The following is an 18,737-nucleotide window of genomic DNA, read 5'->3' on the forward strand; positions in this document are numbered from 1 at the left end:
TTTTCGCCTACAAATTTCAGGTAAGCTGCGGCCCCTTCTTCATGGGCAAGAGGTTTTCAGCCATGTTCGTCAAAGCACTTCGAGTGGGCCTCGGCCACGTCATCATCGCGGGCGACTTCATTACCCGCCCACGCAAAAAGCAGCGCCCCGCCGAACAACAGGCGCAGGTGAACGCTGCGGCCAAGGACCTGACCCTGTATCAGTTCCACGCCTGCCCGTTCTGCGTGAAGACCCGTCGTACGTTGCACCGTCTGAATGTGCCGGTGGCGTTGAAGGACGCGAAGAACAATGCGCAAGATCGCCAGACCCTGCTGGAGCAAGGCGGCAAGATCAAAGTGCCGTGCCTGCGCATTGAAGAAAATGGCCAGACCACTTGGATGTATGACTCCAAGGTGATCATTGAGTACCTCGACAAGCGGTTCGCCGCAGTCTGATAAACACCGCTGTCAGTGTGGGAGCGGGCTTGCCTGCGATGCAGACACCTCGATTTATCAGTGACACCGAGGTGACGCTATCGCAGGCAAGCCAGCTCCCACATTAGTTCGGCGTTGCCAATTCGATATCCAACAAGGCCAAGCCCAGGCAGTTGCCGGAATCGGCGGCTGCACGGGTTTGAGCCCGGCGGCGCAGCGCTGTCTTGAATTGCTGAAGGATCAACTGTCTGCCACAACAGACAGCTAAAGGTGGGAGCGGGCTTGCTCGCGAAAGCGGTGGATCAGTCGAATCATCAGTGACTGCCCACCCTTGGCGAGCAAGCCCGCCCCCACGTTTGGACCTGTGTTCAGTCCAGCATCGCCACATGTTTGGGATGGCTGGCCACACGCTTGAGCCACGCCTGCACCGCCGGGTACGGCGTCAGGTCAAAACCCCCTTCATGAGCCACGTGGGTGTAGGCGTACAGCGCGATATCGGCAATCGAATATTGCTCGCCTACCAGGTAGGGCGTGGCTTGCAACTGACGCTCCATCACCCTCAACGCCTTGTAGCCGCCCTTATGGGTGTTTTTGTATTCCTCCAGTCGGTCTTGCGGCATGTTCAGGTAGAACTGGATAAACCGCGCCACCGCGATATAGGGCTCATGGCTGTATTGCTCGAAAAACTGCCATTGCAGCACTTGGGTACGCAGGCGTGGCTCAGCCGGCAGAAACTCGCTGCCGTCCGCCAGGAAGTTCAGGATCGCGTTGGACTCCCACAGGCAGGTGCCATCTTCCAGTTCCAGCACCGGGATCTTGCCGTTGGGGTTCTTGGCCAGGAATTCGGCGGTCTGGGTGTCGCCCTTGAGAATATCGACATCGATCCATTGGTACTCGATGCCCAACAGATTGAGCATCAATTTGACCTTGTAACAGTTGCCCGACTTGTAATCGCCATAAACCTTGTACATGGGGCTCCCCTTATGCCGCTTGCGCGTGCTGTGCTTGACGGACCACCGCGGCCAGGCGCTTGAGACCTTCGTCCAGACGGGCCGGGTCGATATGGCTGAAATTGAGGCGCAACGAGCCGAGGTGTTGATCGGGCTCGGAAAAGAACGGTTCACCGGGCATGAACGCGACGTCCTGATCCAATGCTTGCGCCAACAAGGTGCGGGTGTCGAGCGGTTGTTTCAAGGTCAGCCAGAAGAATAATCCGCCCTCAGGCGTCTGCCAGTCAGCCAGATCGCCAAAATGACGCTCCAGCGCGGCCTGAAATGCGTCGCGGCGCTCGCGGTAAAAGCGGCGCAGTTGCGCCAGGTGCTGCTGGTATTTCTGGGTGCCGATCCACTGCATGGCCTGCCACTGGCCGACGCGGTTGGTGTGCAGGTCCGCCGATTGCTTGAGCTTGAGCAAATGCGGGAACAGATCCGGGCTGGCGATCAGGTAGCCGATGCGCAGGCCCGGCAGCAGGGTCTTGGAGACGGTGCCGGTGTAGATCCAGCTGGCTTTTTTCAGGCGGCCGGCGATGGGCTGTGCACTGGCGCCGTCGAAGCTCAGTTCGCGGTAGGGTTCGTCTTCGATCAGGGTGACGCCGAACTCATCGAGCAAAGCGGCGACGGCCGCGCGCTTGGCCTCGCTGTAGCGTACGGCCGAAGGGTTCTGGAACGTCGGGATCAGGTAGATGAACGCCGGGCGATGGTGTTCAAGGAGGCTGCGCAAGGTGGCGAGGTTGGGACCGTCGGCCTCCAGTTGCACAGTCAGGCAATCGGCGCCGAACAGTTGGAAGATCTGCAACGCCGCCAGGTAAGTCGGGCCTTCCAGCAGAACCTTGGTGCCCTTGTCGATATACAGTTTGGCTGCCAGGTCCAGGGTTTGCTGGGACCCGCTGACCACCAGCACCTGGCTCGCCTGGCACGGTACGCCCAACGCGCGGGCCTGGGCGGCGAGCATTTCGCGCAACTGCGGTTCGCCTTCGCTCATGCCATATTGGCCGAGGGTGAGCGGCATGCCGTCCCAGTTCAGTGCCGGCAGCATGGCTTCGGCCGGCAGGCCGCCGGCGAACGACATCACTTCCGGGCGCTGGGCTGCGGCAAGGATTTCACGGATCAAGGAGCTTTTGAGGCGCGTAACACGTTCAGAGAAGGCCATAAGGTCACCGGTGGCAAAGCGCATGGAAAATACGTCAAACTGCTTGACCGAAATTACGCCGACTTGAGTAGATACGTCAATATGCTTGACCTTAAAACCCAGAGCAGCCAGCAACAAGCCATGGAAGCGTTCTTTTTCGGCTACCAGGCCTTTACCGCCAAGGCCGACGAGATGCTCGAACGCCGAGGCCTGAGCCGTGTGCACCAGCGCATCGTGTTTTTTATCGCGCGCTACCCCGCCTTGAGCGTGAAGCAACTGCTGGAGTTGCTCGGCGTGAGCAAGCAGGCGTTGAACATACCGTTGCGACAGCTGCAGGAAATGCACTTGGTAAACAGCGTGGCGTCCGAGACCGACAAGCGTAAACGCCTGTTGGAATTGAGCGACGAGGGCCAGCGTTTCGAGCAGTCCCTGCGCCGCGAACAGGTGAAGCTGCTGCAGCGCGCCTTCAGCGAAGCCGGCGAAGACGCGGTGGCGGGATGGCTGGCGGTGAATCAGGCGCTGAGTGCCGTGAATTAGCCTTTCATCTTGTTTCGAACACATAATCGAAAACATTATTTGCTTTATTTGTATACAAAAGCATAATTCGCTTCGTGCGAGTTCCTGACCTATTGGTCAACAAAAACCCGCCAGTACCTCAAAGCGCTGTTGCCCACACCTGTGACCGGCGCTGGAAATAACAATAAAACTCTTGAGGAGTACTCGCTGTGGAAAGCCGCAAATCCGAAGCCCCAACGCTGGACCTCTCCGCGCCGCAAGGCGGTTGGCTGGAACGCCTGTTCAAACTGCGTTTGCATGGCACCACAGTGAAGACCGAACTGATCGCCGGCCTCACCACGTTCATCACCATGGCCTACATCATCTTCGTCAACCCGAACATCATGGCCGATGCGGGCATAGATCACGGTGCGGCGTTTGTCGCCACGTGCATCGCCGCTGCGCTCGGTTGCCTGCTGATGGGCCTTTACGCCAACTGGCCCGTGGGCCTGGCGCCCGGCATGGGCTTGAACGCGTTTTTCACCTACACCGTGGTCGGCACCATGGGCTATCACTGGGAAACGGCGCTGGGCGCGGTGTTTGTTTCCGGGGTGTTGTTCATGGGCCTGACCCTGTCCCGTGTACGTGAGTGGCTGCTCAACAGTATTCCCGTCAGCCTGCGCCACGCCATGGGCGCGGGTGTCGGCCTGTTTCTGGGGGTGATCGGCCTGAAAACCGCCGGCATCATCGTCGACAGCCCGGCCACGCTGATCAAGCTGGGGTCGCTGCACGAGCCTGCGCCCCTGCTGGCGGCGGTGTGCTTTTTGCTGATCGCGATCCTCAGCTATCACCGGGTGTTCGGCGCAATCCTCATCAGCATCATCGCGGTCACCCTGGCCGGTTGGAGCCTGGACCTGGTGCACTACAACGGCATTCTCTCCACCCCGCCCAGCCTGGCGCCGACCTGGATGGCCATGGACGTGAAGGGTGTATTCAATGTCAGCATGATCAGCGTTGTATTTGCGTTTCTTTTTGTACACATGTTCGACACTGCCGGTACACTGATGGGCGTTGCGCAACGCGCCGGGCTGGTGGGCGCCGATGGCAAGATTCATAACCTGTCCCGCGCGCTGAAAGCCGACAGTGCCTCCAGCGTGTTTGGCGCCATGGTCGGTGTGCCGCCGGTGACCAGTTATGTAGAAAGTGCCGCCGGTGTCGCCGCGGGCGGTCGCACCGGGTTGACCGCCGTGACCGTGGGCGTGCTGTTTGTGGCAGCAATGTTTTTCGCGCCCTTGGCGGGCATGATTCCTGCCTATGCCACCGCCGGTGCGCTGATTTACGTAGCAATGCTGATGATGGCGAGCATGGCCCATATCAATTGGGATGAGGCCACCGACAGCATCCCGGCCATCGTGACCGCGATCATGATGCCGCTGACGTTCTCGGTTGCCGACGGCATCGCCCTGGGCTTCATCACGTATGTGGCGCTCAAGGCCGGCACCGGCAAGTACCGCGAGATTTCCATCAGCCTGTGGGTGCTGTGCGCGATTTTCATCGCGAAGTTCATCTTCCTGTAGTTCGCAGGAAACGGCCGAAAACCGCCTCACCTTCGGGTGGGGCTTTTGTACGAATGGAGGACTATAAATGACCCTGGAAACCTGGCTGCTGTTCAGTGGCGCTGCATTGATCGTGATCCTGATCCCCGGCCCGCTGTCGCTGTTGATGATCAGCAACAGCCTGAACTACGGCCTGCGCCGTTCCTACCCGGCGTTTCTGGGCGGCGTGTTCGCCTCGATCTGCCTGTTGAGTGCCTCGGCATTGGGGCTGGGCGCATTGCTGCTGGCCTCGGAGCAGTTGTTCAGCGCCCTGAAGGTCGTCGGTGCGCTGTACCTGTTTTACCTCGCCTGGCAGAGCTGGCAGCAATCGCGCCAACCGGCCCAGGGCGCCGTGGTGCCCCAGGCCGTGGCCACACCGCGTTTTCGCGCCTTGTTCGGTCGCGCATTTGTGCTGGGCGCCAGCAACCCCAAGGACATCCTGTTCTTTGCCGCCTTCTTGCCGCAGTTTCTCAGCAGCGAGCACGCGTTCCTGCCGCAATTACTGATCATGATTGCCACCTGGACCGTACTCGACTTGCTGTGCAAGCTGGCCTACGGCCTGGGCGCCCATGGGGCAGCGCGCTACCTGCGCAGCGGCAGTGGCCAGAGCTGGTTCAATCGCGTCAGCGCCGCACTGTTCGGCGCCGCGGGCATGGTGTCGCTGATCAAGGCGAGGACGGGCTCACTTTGACAAAGTAGACGCTCGGGCGGGCCGCCTGCGTCGTAGGCCATTGAATGCCGGCAACGATCCGAGCCAGGCGATTTTCGTTCATGGCGCTCTTGACGCCCATCAACGCAACCGACCGGGGATGCGTATTGATTGCGGCGTCAAACCACCGGTCCGTCAGCCGGGTTTCCAGCCTCACCGTGCCTCTCTCGATCCAATGGATGGACACGTAGTACAGCGTGTTTGAAGGGGAAGAAGGATGGGTCGCGATCAACTCATGCGTGGGCTTGCGCCCGTGCCTGAGCTGCAGTTCCTGCACGTTGAACCCTTGCTGCTCCAGCGCGTGCTTGACTGCGGCGCGCTGCGCGATGATCCGCTGAGGCTTGACCTCACCACCGCCGGATTGCAACGCAGGGTCTAACCCGACGGCCCGGAAGTCGACACGCGTGAAACCGGGGGCCTTGCCCTCGTAACCGATGTGCAGCGCCCTGCCCGTCCTTTCAGTGGGCCGTAACATTCTCAGCAAATCATCTGTCTGACCCGGCCCGTTGGGAGTCGACATCAGCCAATTGTCCAGCGTCGAGCGGATATTGAGCAGGTGCGTGGCCGTCGCCGAGCGCGAAGAATCGGCCAGTTCAATCAGCCTTGCGGCTGCCAATGCCTGGCTGCGGCGGGTCATGCTGGGGAACGCCTGCCCCACGGACTGCTCCAGTGGCCGGTCAAACAACGGTGCATGCACCTGCCACTCACCCGATACGCCGCGTGATATCGGAATGGGCTGTCCCCCCATCGCAGTGCTCGTCCAACGTTCAATATCAACACGGGCAAGCGAGACCAGCGGCTCATTGCGGGTGATAAACGCGATGCCATTCCAGGGCGCATTGTCGCCCTGGTGAAGCACTCTGTAATAACCCGCCCCCGAAGCGGCGAGGCTGTCATACCGGGGCCCGATGTAGACGGCATCGTAGGGAAATCCCGGCGGCTCCATGTGCACATGAAACGTGCCGAACGCCGAGAGGCCGGACACCTGCCCCGTCGCATCCGGAACACGCCATTCGAACCAATAGGGGTCCGGCGCCGGTGACCGATAGATGCGGTTGTGCGTGGCGGCGCGCACCGTCGGTGGCTGCCAGTCCGGGGGGGCCTGCACTGGCGCACGCCACGGGCTGAGCAGCGTCGAACTCGTCCCCGCCACCGGCTGAGGCGCATCCGCGCCCAGTAACCACTCCCCGGGCTGGTGCACGTTCACTATCAGTTCGTCTTGCCCAGGCGCCTGCCGGTTTTTCAGGCGCAACGCGTGTTCGTTGCCGCGCCGATAAAGCGGGTAATGGTGTGAGTCATCCGCCACGAACAGCTCGCCATCTTTGACATACACGCCTTTTTCACCAACACCTTTCAACGCCACAGCCCCTTGAGGCACCCCCTTGATTTTGAAACGCTCCAGGTCCTTGAGTTGAGCCACCGGCGGCGGCGCCAGGCGGTCAAGCCCGCTGGCCCTCATGCGCAGACGATGGATACGCCCCAGCACAGCCCGCGCGGCGGGCCGCGCCATACGAGCCGCCGCAACCGGCACCCTGGCGGGGCCGGGAATAAAGTTAAGTAACAAATCGATCGCCAGAAACGCGCTCATAAAACCCACATCGACCGCCGTGTGAGCGTCGCCAAAGCGGTGATAACGCCGCGCCATAAGCAGCAGTTCATGGAATTGATTGAAAACCCCGTACATCGGGCAGAAAAAACCCACCAGCGCCCGCGTACGTGTCTCGCTTTGCTCACCAAGGCGGCGCGCGCGGTAGGCCTGCAGCGCCTTGCCAGAATGGCTGGCGGCTTGAGTGCGGCGCTGCAGCTCGAGCACGCTGGCGTGGTAGAGCAATGCCCCGGCGTCGCTGTGAGAGGTGGCGACAATCGCCAGCCAGCCCTGCGGATCACTGGCAATCTGCTCAAGGGTGAGGGCCTGGATCTCATCCAGCAACGCCGTCGGCTCCAGGTGCTTGATGTTAAAGGAGCGAATAAAGCCAAGCCCCCGCCAAATCCCCTTCACCATAAAAAATGCAGGCGGCAGATCAAGCGTGCTGAACAGGTGACCTGGGCTATCGGCGCGGTCCGGATGGTGGGTGATTGCCTCAAATGCCCAGCCAGGTGCGACCTGTCGCGCGAGCACTTTGGCGTTATCGGCCGATGCGCCGATACGGTTCAATGCAGCAAGGGCCTGTTGCAGGTCGCTGTACTCGGTGAGAACCCAGGCTTGCGGGGCATCGGGCCAGTAGACCACGCAACACCCGGAGCGCTTGTCGTGCACCACCACAATGCCTGCGACATAGCGGTCGTGCTGCATCGTATGGCCCACCAGGTGCACCACGTGCAGTTGCAACTCATGCGGGTTGTTCAGCAGGTCTGGCGGCATGCGGGCCGCCATGGCGGTGCTAAACACACTTTGCGCGTTCGCCGACAGCCCGCCTTGCCGCGCCAGGAACAGGTGGTGGTCAACGCCTGCGTGCAACGCGCGATTCAATAAGGGCGAAATGCGTCCTTCGCTGAGGGCGCGATCGGTGCCGGCAGGCGGATAAAAAGCGCGGTTGATCAATGCGTCGTACCGCCCGCCGATATCCAGCGAAGCGACCATCTGGATCAAATACCCGGCATTGAGCCGGTGTCGCCATTCAGGTTGCAGAAAGCGGGCGCGGTTCAATCGCCATTGCGTCCAGGGCGCCAGCGGGTCGAGGTTGTGCAGCGCCAGTTGCAGCAGACTGAAGGAGGTACGCGTAGCGGTCGGGGTGAGGACGATGGTGCGATCACCGACAGTGCAGCCGCTCGCCCACCCACAAAATTGGCCATGAACATCATCAGGCATCTCAATAAAGGGCTGGTCGATCAGCCACGACGCAGGGACGCCGTCCTGCTGCAAACGGGCCGTCAAGGCACGGCGGGCAAACGTGTCCAAATCGGGCAGGTGCTGCTCAAGCCGCGTCTGGAAGGCGAAGGCGCTGCTGAGGTAAAAACGCTGCGAACGTTTGAAGCGTTTACGCTGGGCACGCGTGGCGCCCACCCAGCCCGCCGGCATTTTTTGCGCTTCAGACGCGGCCTTGCGCAGTAACTCGATGTTCGCCTGAGCCTGGCTCAGGGCACTATTGGCCGGAACCTTGAGCTGTTGCGCCAGCCCCGCCAGCAGCAGCGCGCGACTGAGCCCGACCTGCGTCACTTCGCTGAATATACGCGTGATGTCTTCAGTGCTTTTGTGCAGGCGATCGTAGCAACCGAGCAGTTTTTTCAACGCGGCCAATGCAGGCTTGCCGTCGATGGGGACGTAGCGCACAGCCAAGGTTTCACGCAGCGCATGTGCGCGCAAATCGCTGCGCTTGTCATGCTCGATACCGCCCCACAGCACCGAGCCGTCCCGGCTGCCGAGGCTCGCCTTGACGCTTCGGGTCAAGGCATCCAGCCCGGCAAAACCCAGCACCCCGCCCTCTTCCCCAAAGGCGTAGAACACCACCGGAAGCTGGCGGGCCGGCACCCTCAGCGCGGCCGCGGTGGTCACCAGCCACACATTATGCAGGGGATAAAAAGCATCGGGCTCACTGCCCACGGCGATTGAAAGCACCTGGGTTTGGCTGCCCGGCCGCGCCGCGGGCGAAGGCGGGTCCAGCACGTCGATAATCAGGTCGCGGTGGGCCGTGCCCAGCAGTTTGAGACGGTGTTGCAGCTGAACCTCGCAGCGCAGTGCCTCGGCTTGGGCATGCATGAACAACGAAGTACGCCTGGGCGTTTGCGCGCCACCGGGGCGCTCGGTCCAGAACTTCAGATCGAGCAGCCGGTGCTCTGCACCCTGCAGCAACGAATTCAGCGCCTGGGCATGGGCCGCGAGCTGCGCCTTCAGCGCTGTGAATTGCTGATAAGCGAGGGTCTCGATGCCGGGCTCATACGGATCCAGCAAGGCCAGCAGACCTTTTTCGTAACGCTTGACCTGCTGCTGCGCAGTGCGCAAGGCCAAGCCGGGTGAGGTACTGGCAAAGATTATTTCTGCGCTGCGTCGTTGCTGGTCCCATTTGAGCAGCGGGTCAGCAAGAGCGCCAAGCCGAGCGCTGCCAACCCACTGCTCTCGCGCCCCTTCCACCTGCGCGAGTAACGCGGCGACAGCCACCGGCCGAGGCGGTTGTGCAGCAACAAAGGGAGGATCGACCCTCACGGCACACGCCAATTCGGTATTCCATTGCCCGCGCAACAACGCTTGCGCGCTCAGCGCCAACGCGTCGTCGAGCACCTCCAGGCCGCGCACAAAACCGCCCGCCGCAGACAACTGCGCGGGCGGGCATAACCCAGTGCGACGACTTGCCACCAACCCCTGCCAGAGCATGTCCAGCTGCGCTCGGTCCAGCGGCAACAGGCCTTCCTGCAGGGCGGCAAAAGACGGGTACTCGTAGAACGTGCGGGCCACACCCGGCAGGTACACCACCTGCGGCGCCTGCGCGGGATCACCCTCACGATAAAAGTGCAATACGCCTGGCATCACCACCGCGGGTGTTCCGGGCCACATCAGCAGGCCCACCCGTACGCTGGCCCAATCCCCGCCTGCACGTTGGCGTGCCGTCGCGGTCGGGGCATCGATCACGGCCTGCACCAGGCTCATGCCCGCCGGTGACAGCTCATCCAGTTGCCGTGCCATGAAGGCCCGGTCAGCGAACAGTTCAGTGTGCAGCTCAACCCAGCGCTCGCGGCGTGTGAGCCATGAGCCCCGCGCCAAGGTGTCCCAATAGTGGTCTGCCGCCTGCACCAGCCGCTCAAAAAGCCGCATCGCAATGACGCGCTGCAAGGCTTGCAAAGGGGTATAGGGCAACCGACGGCTTGGCTGCCCTTTTATGCTGAGCGTGGTGAATTGATTGACATTGATAGGCACCGAGGGCCGTGCCAGCAGCGACAGGGCCCGCTCGTTCAAGCTGTTGATGATCTGCGGTGCGCCTGGGCGCTTGGTCTCGGTAAACAGCAGAGTGTCCGGTTCCATCTCAAATGCTTTGCGCAGTTGAGCACGGATCACTCGCAGGATTTAGGGCGAGCGCCCTATCAGCTGTGCCAGTGCGCGTACCGATTCGCCGCAGCGCCAATCGGCAAGAGCGAGCTGATTGATCAGGCGGCTGGGATGGGTAAACCGGTTGATCCGCCGGGTCAGTTGATCTCGAATGGCCTGCAAATCGGCTTGGGCAGCGACGACAGCGTCAACGTCTTCGGGCACGGAACTGAAAGGGGGCAAAACGCCTGGGTGATCTGGGGACGAGGCCATGGGTGTTTTCTTCTGAGGAAAACACCCAGCCTAGGCATCACCGACACTCAAGAGGTGCTAGATAGTTGAACGCGCAACAGGCAAAAAAAAGCCCGCAGTGTGGGCGGGCGAAAAACCAACGAAGAGCTTTGGGGGTGTGAAGCGAGGTGACGCTCAGCTACCGCGATAGGTGGAGTAGCTGTAAGGCGAAATCAGCAGGGGCACATGGTAATGGTCCTGTTCGGCGCTGATGCCAAAACGCAGCACCACCACATCCAGGAAAGCCGGCTCGGGAAGCTGCACACCGCGGGCCCGGTAATAATCGCCGGCACTGAATTGCACCTGGTACACACCGCTGCGGTAATCATCACCTTGCAGCAACGGCGCGTCGCAACGGCCGTCGCTGTTGGTCACGGCGGTGGCGACCAGTTCCAGTTGCGCGCCTTCGACGCGGTACAGTTCAACCTTGATCGCGCTGCCGGGGCAGCCATGTGCGGCGTCCAAAACGTGTGTGGTCAAGCGTCCCATGGCGTCTTTGCGCCTCCCGTAGGCAGTAGAAAAGTGATCCGCACTCTTTCAGGGCAGTGAAAAAGCCGGCGATGGCTGATTAAGACACTTTCTAAAAAAATTGTACACAATAAATTCAACAAATATCCCGCACCTCGCAGCCACCGGTTCGCCGACCACCGCGGTGCACCTGATAAAACCCACTGAGGCGATCGTCGGCCAGCCAGCGCCTACCGCTGGACATCCGCGAAAAACTTTTTAGCGTTTAGCTGACCAGTCAGGCAGGTTTCTTGCAGTAGCTTGAGTGCGCGCCGTTGAGAAAAAATGCAGAAATGCGGGCTTACAAAGTCGGCGATAAGTTGTATACAATCACTCATCGCTACTACGACGAACAAGAAGGAAGACTGCAGTGAGCGCTGACTACCCACGCGACCTGATCGGTTACGGCAGTAACCCTCCTCACCCCCACTGGCCGGGCAAGGCACGCATCGCGCTGTCTTTCGTACTCAACTACGAAGAAGGCGGCGAGCGCAACATATTGCACGGCGACAAAGAGTCCGAGGCATTCCTTTCGGAGATGGTCTCGGCCCAACCGCTGCAAGGCGAGCGCAACATGAGCATGGAGTCGCTGTATGAATACGGCAGCCGTGCTGGCGTGTGGCGCATCCTCAAATTGTTCAAAGAATTCGATATCCCGCTGACCATCTTCGCCGTGGCCATGGCCGCCCAGCGCCACCCGGATGTGATCCGCGCGATGGTCGCCGCCGGCCATGAGATCTGCAGCCACGGCTATCGCTGGATCGACTACCAGTACATGGACGAGGCCCAGGAGCGCGAGCACATGCTCGAAGCCATCCGCATCCTCACCGAGCTGACCGGCGAGCGCCCGTTGGGCTGGTACACCGGTCGCACCGGCCCCAACACCCGGCGGCTGGTGATGGAGGAAGGCGGCTTTCTGTACGACTGCGACACCTATGACGACGACCTGCCCTACTGGGAACCCAACAACCCCACCGGCAAGCCGCACCTGGTGATCCCTTACACCCTGGACACCAACGACATGCGTTTTACCCAGGTGCAGGGTTTCAACAAGGGCGATGACTTTTTCGAGTACCTCAAGGATGCCTTCGACGTGCTGTATGCCGAAGGCGCTGACGCACCGAAGATGCTTTCCATCGGCCTGCATTGCCGCCTGATCGGCCGCCCGGCGCGCCTCGCCGCCCTCAAGCGTTTTATCGAATACGCCAAGGGCCATGAACACGTCTGGTTCACCCGCCGCGTCGACATTGCCCGCCACTGGCACGAAACCCACCCGTACACGGGAGCGGCGAAATGACTGCGTTCCAAACCTTGAAACCGTCGAGCCTGAGCCGCGATGCATTCGTGACAGCCTTCGCCGACATCTACGAACATTCGCCATGGGTGGCCGAAAAGGCCTTCGACCTGGGCCAGGACGCATCGATCGACCAGATCGAAACCCTGCACCAGCGCATGAGCGACATCCTGTTGAGCGCCGATCATGCCAGCCAGCTGGCCCTGATCAACGCTCACCCGGACCTGGCGGGCAAAGCTGCCGTCCAGGGCCAGTTGACCGAAGCCAGCACGAATGAACAGGCTGGCGCCGGTATTCACCAATGCTCGAGCGAGGAGTTTTCTCGCTTCACCGAGCTGAACGATGCCTACAAGGCCAAGTTCAAGTTTCCCTTCATCATGGCGGTAAAAGGCAGCAACCGGCACCAAATCCTCGCCGCGTTCGAAACGCGCATTCACAATTCGGTGGAAGCCGAGTTCAAATGCGCCCTGGCCGAGATCAACAAAATCGCGTTGTTCCGATTACTGACCCTTTAGCAGACCTGGCCCGAGCGCTCATGACGCCCAGGGCCTGGCGAGCATCCCAAGCCACTTTATTTAAGGCAGACAAGAAGAATGAAAGCTTACGCCGTACCTTTCGAGAAGTTCGTCAACTTGGCCGACGCCCGTCTGGGCACCAAGATCCTTTCGGTGACCGATGACTGGTTCGCTGACGCCAACCGCCTGTTCCAGCCGACACCCGCCGTGTGGAAGGAGGGCGTTTTCGATGACAACGGCAAGTGGATGGACGGCTGGGAGTCGCGCCGCAAGCGCTTCGAAGGCTACGACAGCGCGGTGATCCGCCTGGGCGTACCCGGCTCGATCAAGGGCGTGGACATCGACACTTCATTCTTCACCGGCAACTTCCCGCCGTCGGCGTCCCTGGAGGCGTGCTTCCTGGCCTCGGGCGATCCTGATGAAAACACCCAGTGGGTGGAGGTGCTGTCGGCCGTCGAGCTGCAAGGCAACAGCCACCACTACCACGAAATCAGCAACGACCAGGCGTTCAGCCACCTGCGTTTCAACATCTACCCGGATGGCGGCGTAGCCCGTCTGCGCGTGTATGGCGTGCCGTTCCGCGACTGGTCGTCGGTGGGCGACAACGAACAAGTCGACCTGGCCGCCGCCTTGAACGGTGGTCGCGCGCTGGCCTGCTCCGATGAACACTTCGGCCGCATGAGCAACATCCTCAACCCGGGCCGTGGCATCAACATGGGCGACGGCTGGGAAACCGCACGTCGTCGTACGCCAGGCAATGACTGGGTGATCGTCGCGCTGGGTCACCCGGGCGAGATCGAGAAAATCATCGTCGACACCCTGCACTTCAAGGGCAACTACCCGGACACGTGCTCCATCCAGGGCGCGTTCGTCAAAGGCGGCACCGACAGCCAGATCGAAACCCAATCGCTGTTCTGGCGCGAACTGCTGCCGGCGCAGAAACTGGAAATGCACGCCGAACACACCTTCGCCGAGCAGATCAAGGCGCTGGGCCCGATCACTCACATCCGCCTGAATGTGTTCCCCGATGGTGGCGTGAGCCGCCTGCGGGTCTTGGGCAAAGTAGCTAAATAAGCGGTGAGCCCATCGCAGGCAAGCCAGCTCCCACATTTGAATGTATTCGCAAATCAAAATGTGGGAGCCGGGCTTGCCCGCGATAGCAATAGAACAAACAACACAGACCTCGGATAAGAGACAGCCATGCGCACACTAGTGATCGAACCCCTGACCAAAGAAGCCTTCGCCCCTTTCGGAGACGTTATCGAAACCGACGGCAGCGATCACTTCATGATCAACAACGGGTCGACCATGCGCTTTCACAAGCTGGCAACGGTAGAAACCGCGCAGCCTGAAGACAACGCGATCATCAGCATCTTCCGCGCCGACGCGCAGGACATGCCGCTGACCGTGTGCATGCTGGAGAGACACCCGCTGGGCAGCCAGGCTTTCATTCCGCTGCTCGGCAACCCCTTTCTGATCGTGGTCGCGCCACTTGGCGATGCACCTGTATCGGGCTTGGTCCGCGCCTTCGTCACCAACGGCAGGCAGGGCATTAATTACCATCGCGGCGTCTGGCACCACCCGGTGCTGACGATCGAAAAGCGGGATGACTTCCTGGTGGTTGATCGCAGTGGCACAGGCAATAACTGCGATGAGCATTTTTTCAAAGAGGATGAGCGGTTGATCCTCGCCCCCCACCAATAAGAGAAGGTCTGATCACTCGACAACAGAGTGACAGGCGAGAGGTAAAGACTGTGGAAGCACATTTGATGGAATGGCTGAACCTGAGCGTGCGCTGGGTTCACATGATCACCGGCGTCGCCTGGATCGGCGCTTCGTTCTACTTCGTCTGGCTGGAAAACAACCTCAATCGCGTCAACCCCAAGGACGGCCTGGCCGGTGACTTGTGGGCGATCCACGGTGGCGGTATCTACCACCTGGAAAAATACAAACTGGCCCCGCCGACCATGCCGGACAACCTGCACTGGTTCAAATGGGAAGCCTATTTCACCTGGATGTCCGGCATCGCGCTGCTGTGCGTGGTGTTCTACGCCAACCCGACCTTGTACCTGCTGGCCCCGGGCAGCAGCCTCAGTGGTCCGGAAGGTGTGTTGCTGGGCCTCGGCTCGCTGCTGGCCGGCTGGTTCATCTACTCCTTTCTGTGCGACTCGGCCCTGGGCAAACGCCCTGCCCTGCTCGGTTTGATCCTGTTCGTGCTGTTGATTGCTGCCGCGTACGGCTTCAGCAAAGTGTTCAGCGGGCGTGGTGCCTACCTGCATGTGGGTGCGGTGATCGGCACCATCATGGTCGGCAACGTGTTCCGCATCATCATGCCCGCCCAGCGTGCACTGGTAGCGGCCATTGCCGAGAACCGCACGCCGGACCCGGCGCTGCCCGCCAAAGGCTTGCTGCGCTCACGGCACAACAACTACTTCACCCTGCCGGTGCTGTTCATCATGATCAGCAACCACTTCCCGAGCACCTACGGCAGCCAATACAACTGGCTGATCCTGGCCGGTATTGCGGTGGCAGCCGTGTTGGTACGGCACTACTTCAACACCCGTCATAACAGCCAGAAGTACGCGTGGACCTTGCCGGTTGGCGCACTGGCGATGATTTGCCTGGCGTACGTGACCGGTCCGAAACCGGTGTCGACGGCTCCAGATGTGGCCAAGGCTCCGGCTGCCATCGAGTACCAGCCGCTGCCGGAAACGGCACTGGGTGGCGGGCTCAAACCGGCTGCGCCAGCGGCACCCGCACCGGCCCCCGCCGAAGCAGCACCGGCCCAGGCATCGATTGATTTTGACAAGGTGCATGGGGTGATTCAGGAACGCTGCGCCGTGTGCCATTCGGCCAAGCCGACCAGCCCCCTGTTCAGTACCGCGCCGGCGGGCGTGATGTTTGATACGCCGCAGCAGATCCAGCAATTGGCTCCGCGCATTCAGGCGCAGGCCGTGGCCAGCCAGATCATGCCGCTGGGCAACATCACCCAGATGACTCAGCAGGAGCGCGACCTGATCGGCACCTGGATCAATCAAGGAGCCCGCACCAATTAACTGATTCATACAGAACCCATGTGGGAGCTGGCTTGCCTGCGATAGCGGTGTATCAGGCACCGAAAGGGTGGGATGACCCACCGCCATCGCAGGCAAGCCAGCTCTCACAATTGGGATCGGCGTCGTTTTGAAGATCGAGTTCCACCCGGCAATTGAATGCCAAACAACACAAAAATAAAAAGATTCGAGGTGTTGCATGTCCCAGTTAGAACCGCAGACTCCTGCCGCGCCCGCCATGGTGCGGCTGCCCCTCTTGCAACTGATTCTGGTAGGCCTGCAACACGTCTTGCTGATGTACGGCGGCGCCGTCGCCGTGCCCCTGATCATTGGCCAAGCCGCCGGTTTGAGCCGTGAAGAAATCGCCTTTCTGATCAACGCCGACCTGCTGGTAGCCGGTATCGCCACCATGGTGCAGTCGTTCGGCATCGGCCCGGTGGGCATCCGCATGCCGGTGATGATGGGCGCCAGTTTTGCCGCCGTCGGCAGCATGGTGGCGATGGCCGGCATGCCCGGTATCGGCTTGCAGGGGATCTTCGGCGCAACCATCGCCGCCGGGTTCTTCGGCCTGCTGATCGCGCCGTTCATGTCCAAGGTAGTGCGTTTTTTCCCGCCGTTGGTGACCGGCACCGTGATCACCGCCATCGGCCTGTCGCTGTTTCCGGTGGCCGTGAACTGGGCCGGTGGAGGCAGCGCCGCCGCCACGTTCGGCTCGCCGGTCTACCTGGCGATTGCCGCACTGGTACTGGGCACCATCCTGCTGATCAACCGTTTCATGCGCGGCTTCTGGGTGAACATCTCGGTGCTGATCGGCATGGCGCTCGGCTATGGCCTGTGCGGCATGCTTGGCATGGTTGACCTCAGCGGCCTGGCGCAGGCGCCGTGGGTGCAGGTGGTGACGCCACTGCATTTCGGCATGCCCAGGTTCGAGTTGGCGCCGATCCTGTCGATGTGCCTGGTGGTGGTCATCATCTTCGTCGAGTCCACCGGCATGTTCCTCGCCCTGGGCAAAATCACCGGCCAGGACGTCTCCCCAAAGATGCTGCGCCGTGGCCTGCTGTGTGATGCCGGCGCATCGTTTTTTGCCGGCTTCTTCAATACGTTTACCCATTCCTCGTTCGCGCAGAACATTGGCCTGGTGCAGATGACGGGGGTGCGTTGCCGCTCGGTGACGATCATGGCCGGCGCGTTTTTGATTGTGCTCAGCCTGTTGCCCAAAGCCGCCTTTCTGGTGGCCTCGATTCCACCGGCGGTACTCGGCGGCGCGGCAATTGCCATGTTCGGCATGGTCGCGGCGACCGGGATCAAGATCCTGCAGGAGGCCGATATCGCCGACCGGCGCAACCAGTTGCTGGTGGCGGTGAGCATCGGCATGGGCCTGATCCCGGTGGTGCGTCCGGAGTTCTTCGCGCAATTGCCCTTATGGATGAGCCCGATTACCCACAGCGGAATTGCCATGGCCACCCTCAGCGCGTTGTCGCTGAATGTGCTGTTCAACATTCTGGGAGGTGCTGAACGCCCCGTTGTCGCCCACACGCACTGATTCCACCTGTTTTTAAAAACAACAAAAATAATAAACAACAGGAAACACGCACATGCACGCCATCCACCCAGGGCCGGCCACCCGCCGCGCCCTATTCTTGCCCCTCGCGCTCTCTAACAGCGCACTTGAGCCAAGGCCTGGGAGCCAGTATTCTCCGCGCCCGCTCGAATCGACTCAAAAAAAAAAGCGAATGTAAAAGCTGACTGCAGGGCCAACTTATTCCGACCCCGCAGTGGCTGCCAAAGTGCGCAAAAGCCCCCTGAATTCGACTGCAGTTTGTGCAGCCGACGGGGATTTTTTGGCTTTTTGAACACCTTGGCGCAGCTCTTGCTAAAAGCATTAAAGCTGACCATACAGACGATTTTTTCAGCGAACCAAAAGGCGCCACACCAGAGCGCCTGCGTAGAAAAACAACCATAAAACTTTGACTCGGGAGCAACCGAATGAAACCTATGTTGAAAGGCCTGATGCTGGCAGGATCCCTGCTGGCCGGTGGCCAAGCCGTCGCGGGCGATCTGTTGCAGTGGCAAAACAACAGCCTGACGTATCTATGGGGCAAGAACTTCACCGTCAACCCGCAGATTCAGCAGACCGTCACGTTTGAACATGCCGATGCCTGGAAGTACGGCGACAACTTCTTTTTCGTCGACCGCATCTTTTACAACGGCAAGGAAGACGGCAACGTCGGCCCAAGTACCTACTACGGCGAGTTCAGCCCGCGTTTGTCGTTCGGCAAGATTTTCGACAAAGACTTGTCATTCGGCCCGATCAAAGATGTATTGCTGGCCTTCACTTACGAGTTCGGCGAAGGCGATAACGAGTCGTACCTGTTGGGCCCGGGTTTTGACTTGAACATCCCGGGTTTCGACTACTTCCAGCTGAACTTCTATGAGCGCCAGACCGAAGGCAATCGGCCGGGTGACGGCGTATGGCAAATCACCCCGGTCTGGTCTTACACCATCCCCGTGGGCAACTCCAACGTGTTGATCGACGGTTTCATGGACTGGGTCGTGGACAACGACAAGAACGCCCGTGGCACTTACCACGCCAACCTGCACTTCAACCCGCAGGTTAAATATGACTTGGGCAAGGCGCTGCACTGGGGCGAGAAGCAGTTGTATGTGGGTTTTGAATACGACTACTGGAAGAACAAGTACGGGATTGAAGATTCCGGCGCGTTCAAGACCAACCAGGACACGGCGAGCTTCCTGGTCAAGTACCATTTCTAAATAACACTG

16 protein-coding genes are annotated in these 18,737 nt (G+C 60.6%); 11 read left to right on the forward strand and 5 right to left on the reverse strand.

Going from position 1 to position 18,737, the window contains the following annotated elements; translation table 11 throughout:
• Window positions 1-62 precede the first annotated feature (62 nt).
• On the forward strand, window positions 63-434 hold the full coding sequence (locus L8K08_RS07440; protein ID WP_242195519.1) for a glutathione S-transferase N-terminal domain-containing protein: 372 nt from the start codon (window positions 63-65) through the stop codon (window positions 432-434).
• A gap of 347 nt (window positions 435-781) precedes the next feature.
• Here the strand turns inward: L8K08_RS07440 and L8K08_RS07445 are convergent, their stop codons facing one another.
• Together L8K08_RS07445 and L8K08_RS07450 are read right to left on the reverse strand one after the other, a co-directional pair.
• A complete protein-coding gene (locus tag L8K08_RS07445) occupies window positions 782-1,384 on the reverse strand; it encodes a glutathione S-transferase family protein (RefSeq protein ID WP_145158772.1) in 603 nt (200 codons plus the stop codon).
• 10 nt (window positions 1,385-1,394) lie between these two features.
• Entirely contained in the window at window positions 1,395-2,561 is a 1,167-nt protein-coding gene (locus tag L8K08_RS07450; RefSeq protein WP_242195522.1) for a PLP-dependent aminotransferase family protein, read from the reverse strand.
• Window positions 2,562-2,642: 81 nt separating this feature from the next.
• On the opposite strand from L8K08_RS07450, the gene L8K08_RS07455 reads away from it, so the two are divergent.
• From L8K08_RS07455 to L8K08_RS07465, 3 genes are all read left to right on the forward strand, one after another.
• Entirely contained in the window at window positions 2,643-3,077 is a 435-nt protein-coding gene (locus L8K08_RS07455; RefSeq protein ID WP_145158776.1) for a MarR family transcriptional regulator, read from the forward strand.
• A gap of 188 nt (window positions 3,078-3,265) precedes the next feature.
• Window positions 3,266-4,612: an NCS2 family permease gene (locus L8K08_RS07460; protein WP_242195524.1), complete on the forward strand. Its 1,347-nt coding sequence runs from the start codon at window positions 3,266-3,268 to the stop codon at window positions 4,610-4,612.
• Between the two features lie 67 nt (window positions 4,613-4,679).
• Complete coding sequence (locus L8K08_RS07465; protein ID WP_169367315.1) at window positions 4,680-5,321, forward strand: LysE family translocator; 642 nt, start codon at window positions 4,680-4,682, stop codon at window positions 5,319-5,321.
• Here the strand turns inward: L8K08_RS07465 and L8K08_RS07470 are convergent.
• From L8K08_RS07470 to uraH, 3 genes are all read right to left on the reverse strand, one after another.
• On the reverse strand, window positions 5,296-10,293 hold the full coding sequence (locus L8K08_RS07470; protein ID WP_242195526.1) for a DUF6543 domain-containing protein: 4,998 nt from the start codon (window positions 10,291-10,293) through the stop codon (window positions 5,296-5,298). The genes L8K08_RS07465 and L8K08_RS07470 overlap by 26 nt on opposite strands.
• Window positions 10,294-10,335: 42 nt before the next feature.
• Window positions 10,336-10,569, reverse strand: coding sequence for a hypothetical protein (locus L8K08_RS07475; protein ID WP_242195529.1), 234 nt, complete (start codon window positions 10,567-10,569; stop codon window positions 10,336-10,338).
• A gap of 153 nt (window positions 10,570-10,722) precedes the next feature.
• Window positions 10,723-11,076 carry a hydroxyisourate hydrolase gene (gene uraH / locus L8K08_RS07480; protein WP_106576519.1) on the reverse strand — a complete coding sequence of 118 codons (354 nt, stop codon included), beginning with the start codon at window positions 11,074-11,076 and terminating at the stop codon, window positions 10,723-10,725.
• Between the two features lie 388 nt (window positions 11,077-11,464).
• Between uraH and puuE the strand changes: the two genes are divergently transcribed.
• The 7 genes from puuE to L8K08_RS07515 all read left to right on the forward strand — a co-directional run bounded on the left by puuE (window position 11,465) and on the right by L8K08_RS07515 (window position 18,728).
• Window positions 11,465-12,391: an allantoinase PuuE gene (puuE, locus tag L8K08_RS07485; protein ID WP_145158784.1), complete on the forward strand. Its 927-nt coding sequence runs from the start codon at window positions 11,465-11,467 to the stop codon at window positions 12,389-12,391.
• A complete protein-coding gene (uraD, locus tag L8K08_RS07490; RefSeq protein WP_145158786.1) occupies window positions 12,388-12,903 on the forward strand; it encodes a 2-oxo-4-hydroxy-4-carboxy-5-ureidoimidazoline decarboxylase in 516 nt (171 codons plus the stop codon). Before puuE ends, uraD begins: the two co-directional genes overlap by 4 nt.
• A 78-nt stretch (window positions 12,904-12,981) precedes the next feature.
• Entirely contained in the window at window positions 12,982-13,977 is a 996-nt protein-coding gene (alc, locus tag L8K08_RS07495; protein ID WP_242195532.1) for an allantoicase, read from the forward strand.
• A 126-nt stretch (window positions 13,978-14,103) separates the two neighbouring features.
• Complete coding sequence (locus tag L8K08_RS07500; RefSeq protein ID WP_106576515.1) at window positions 14,104-14,607, forward strand: ureidoglycolate lyase; 504 nt, start codon at window positions 14,104-14,106, stop codon at window positions 14,605-14,607.
• Between the two features lie 50 nt (window positions 14,608-14,657).
• A complete protein-coding gene (locus L8K08_RS07505) occupies window positions 14,658-15,959 on the forward strand; it encodes a urate hydroxylase PuuD (protein WP_242195536.1) in 1,302 nt (433 codons plus the stop codon).
• Between the two features lie 196 nt (window positions 15,960-16,155).
• A complete protein-coding gene (locus L8K08_RS07510; RefSeq protein WP_145158791.1) occupies window positions 16,156-17,499 on the forward strand; it encodes a nucleobase:cation symporter-2 family protein in 1,344 nt (447 codons plus the stop codon).
• Between the two features lie 443 nt (window positions 17,500-17,942).
• On the forward strand, window positions 17,943-18,728 hold the full coding sequence (locus tag L8K08_RS07515; RefSeq protein WP_242195539.1) for an outer membrane protein OmpK: 786 nt from the start codon (window positions 17,943-17,945) through the stop codon (window positions 18,726-18,728).
• The last annotated feature ends 9 nt before the right edge of the window (window positions 18,729-18,737 follow it).

It is taken from the genome of Pseudomonas sp. TREG-RG-20F-10-E-6-01 (assembly GCF_022662455.1).
Taxonomy (GTDB): domain Bacteria; phylum Pseudomonadota; class Gammaproteobacteria; order Pseudomonadales; family Pseudomonadaceae; genus Aquipseudomonas.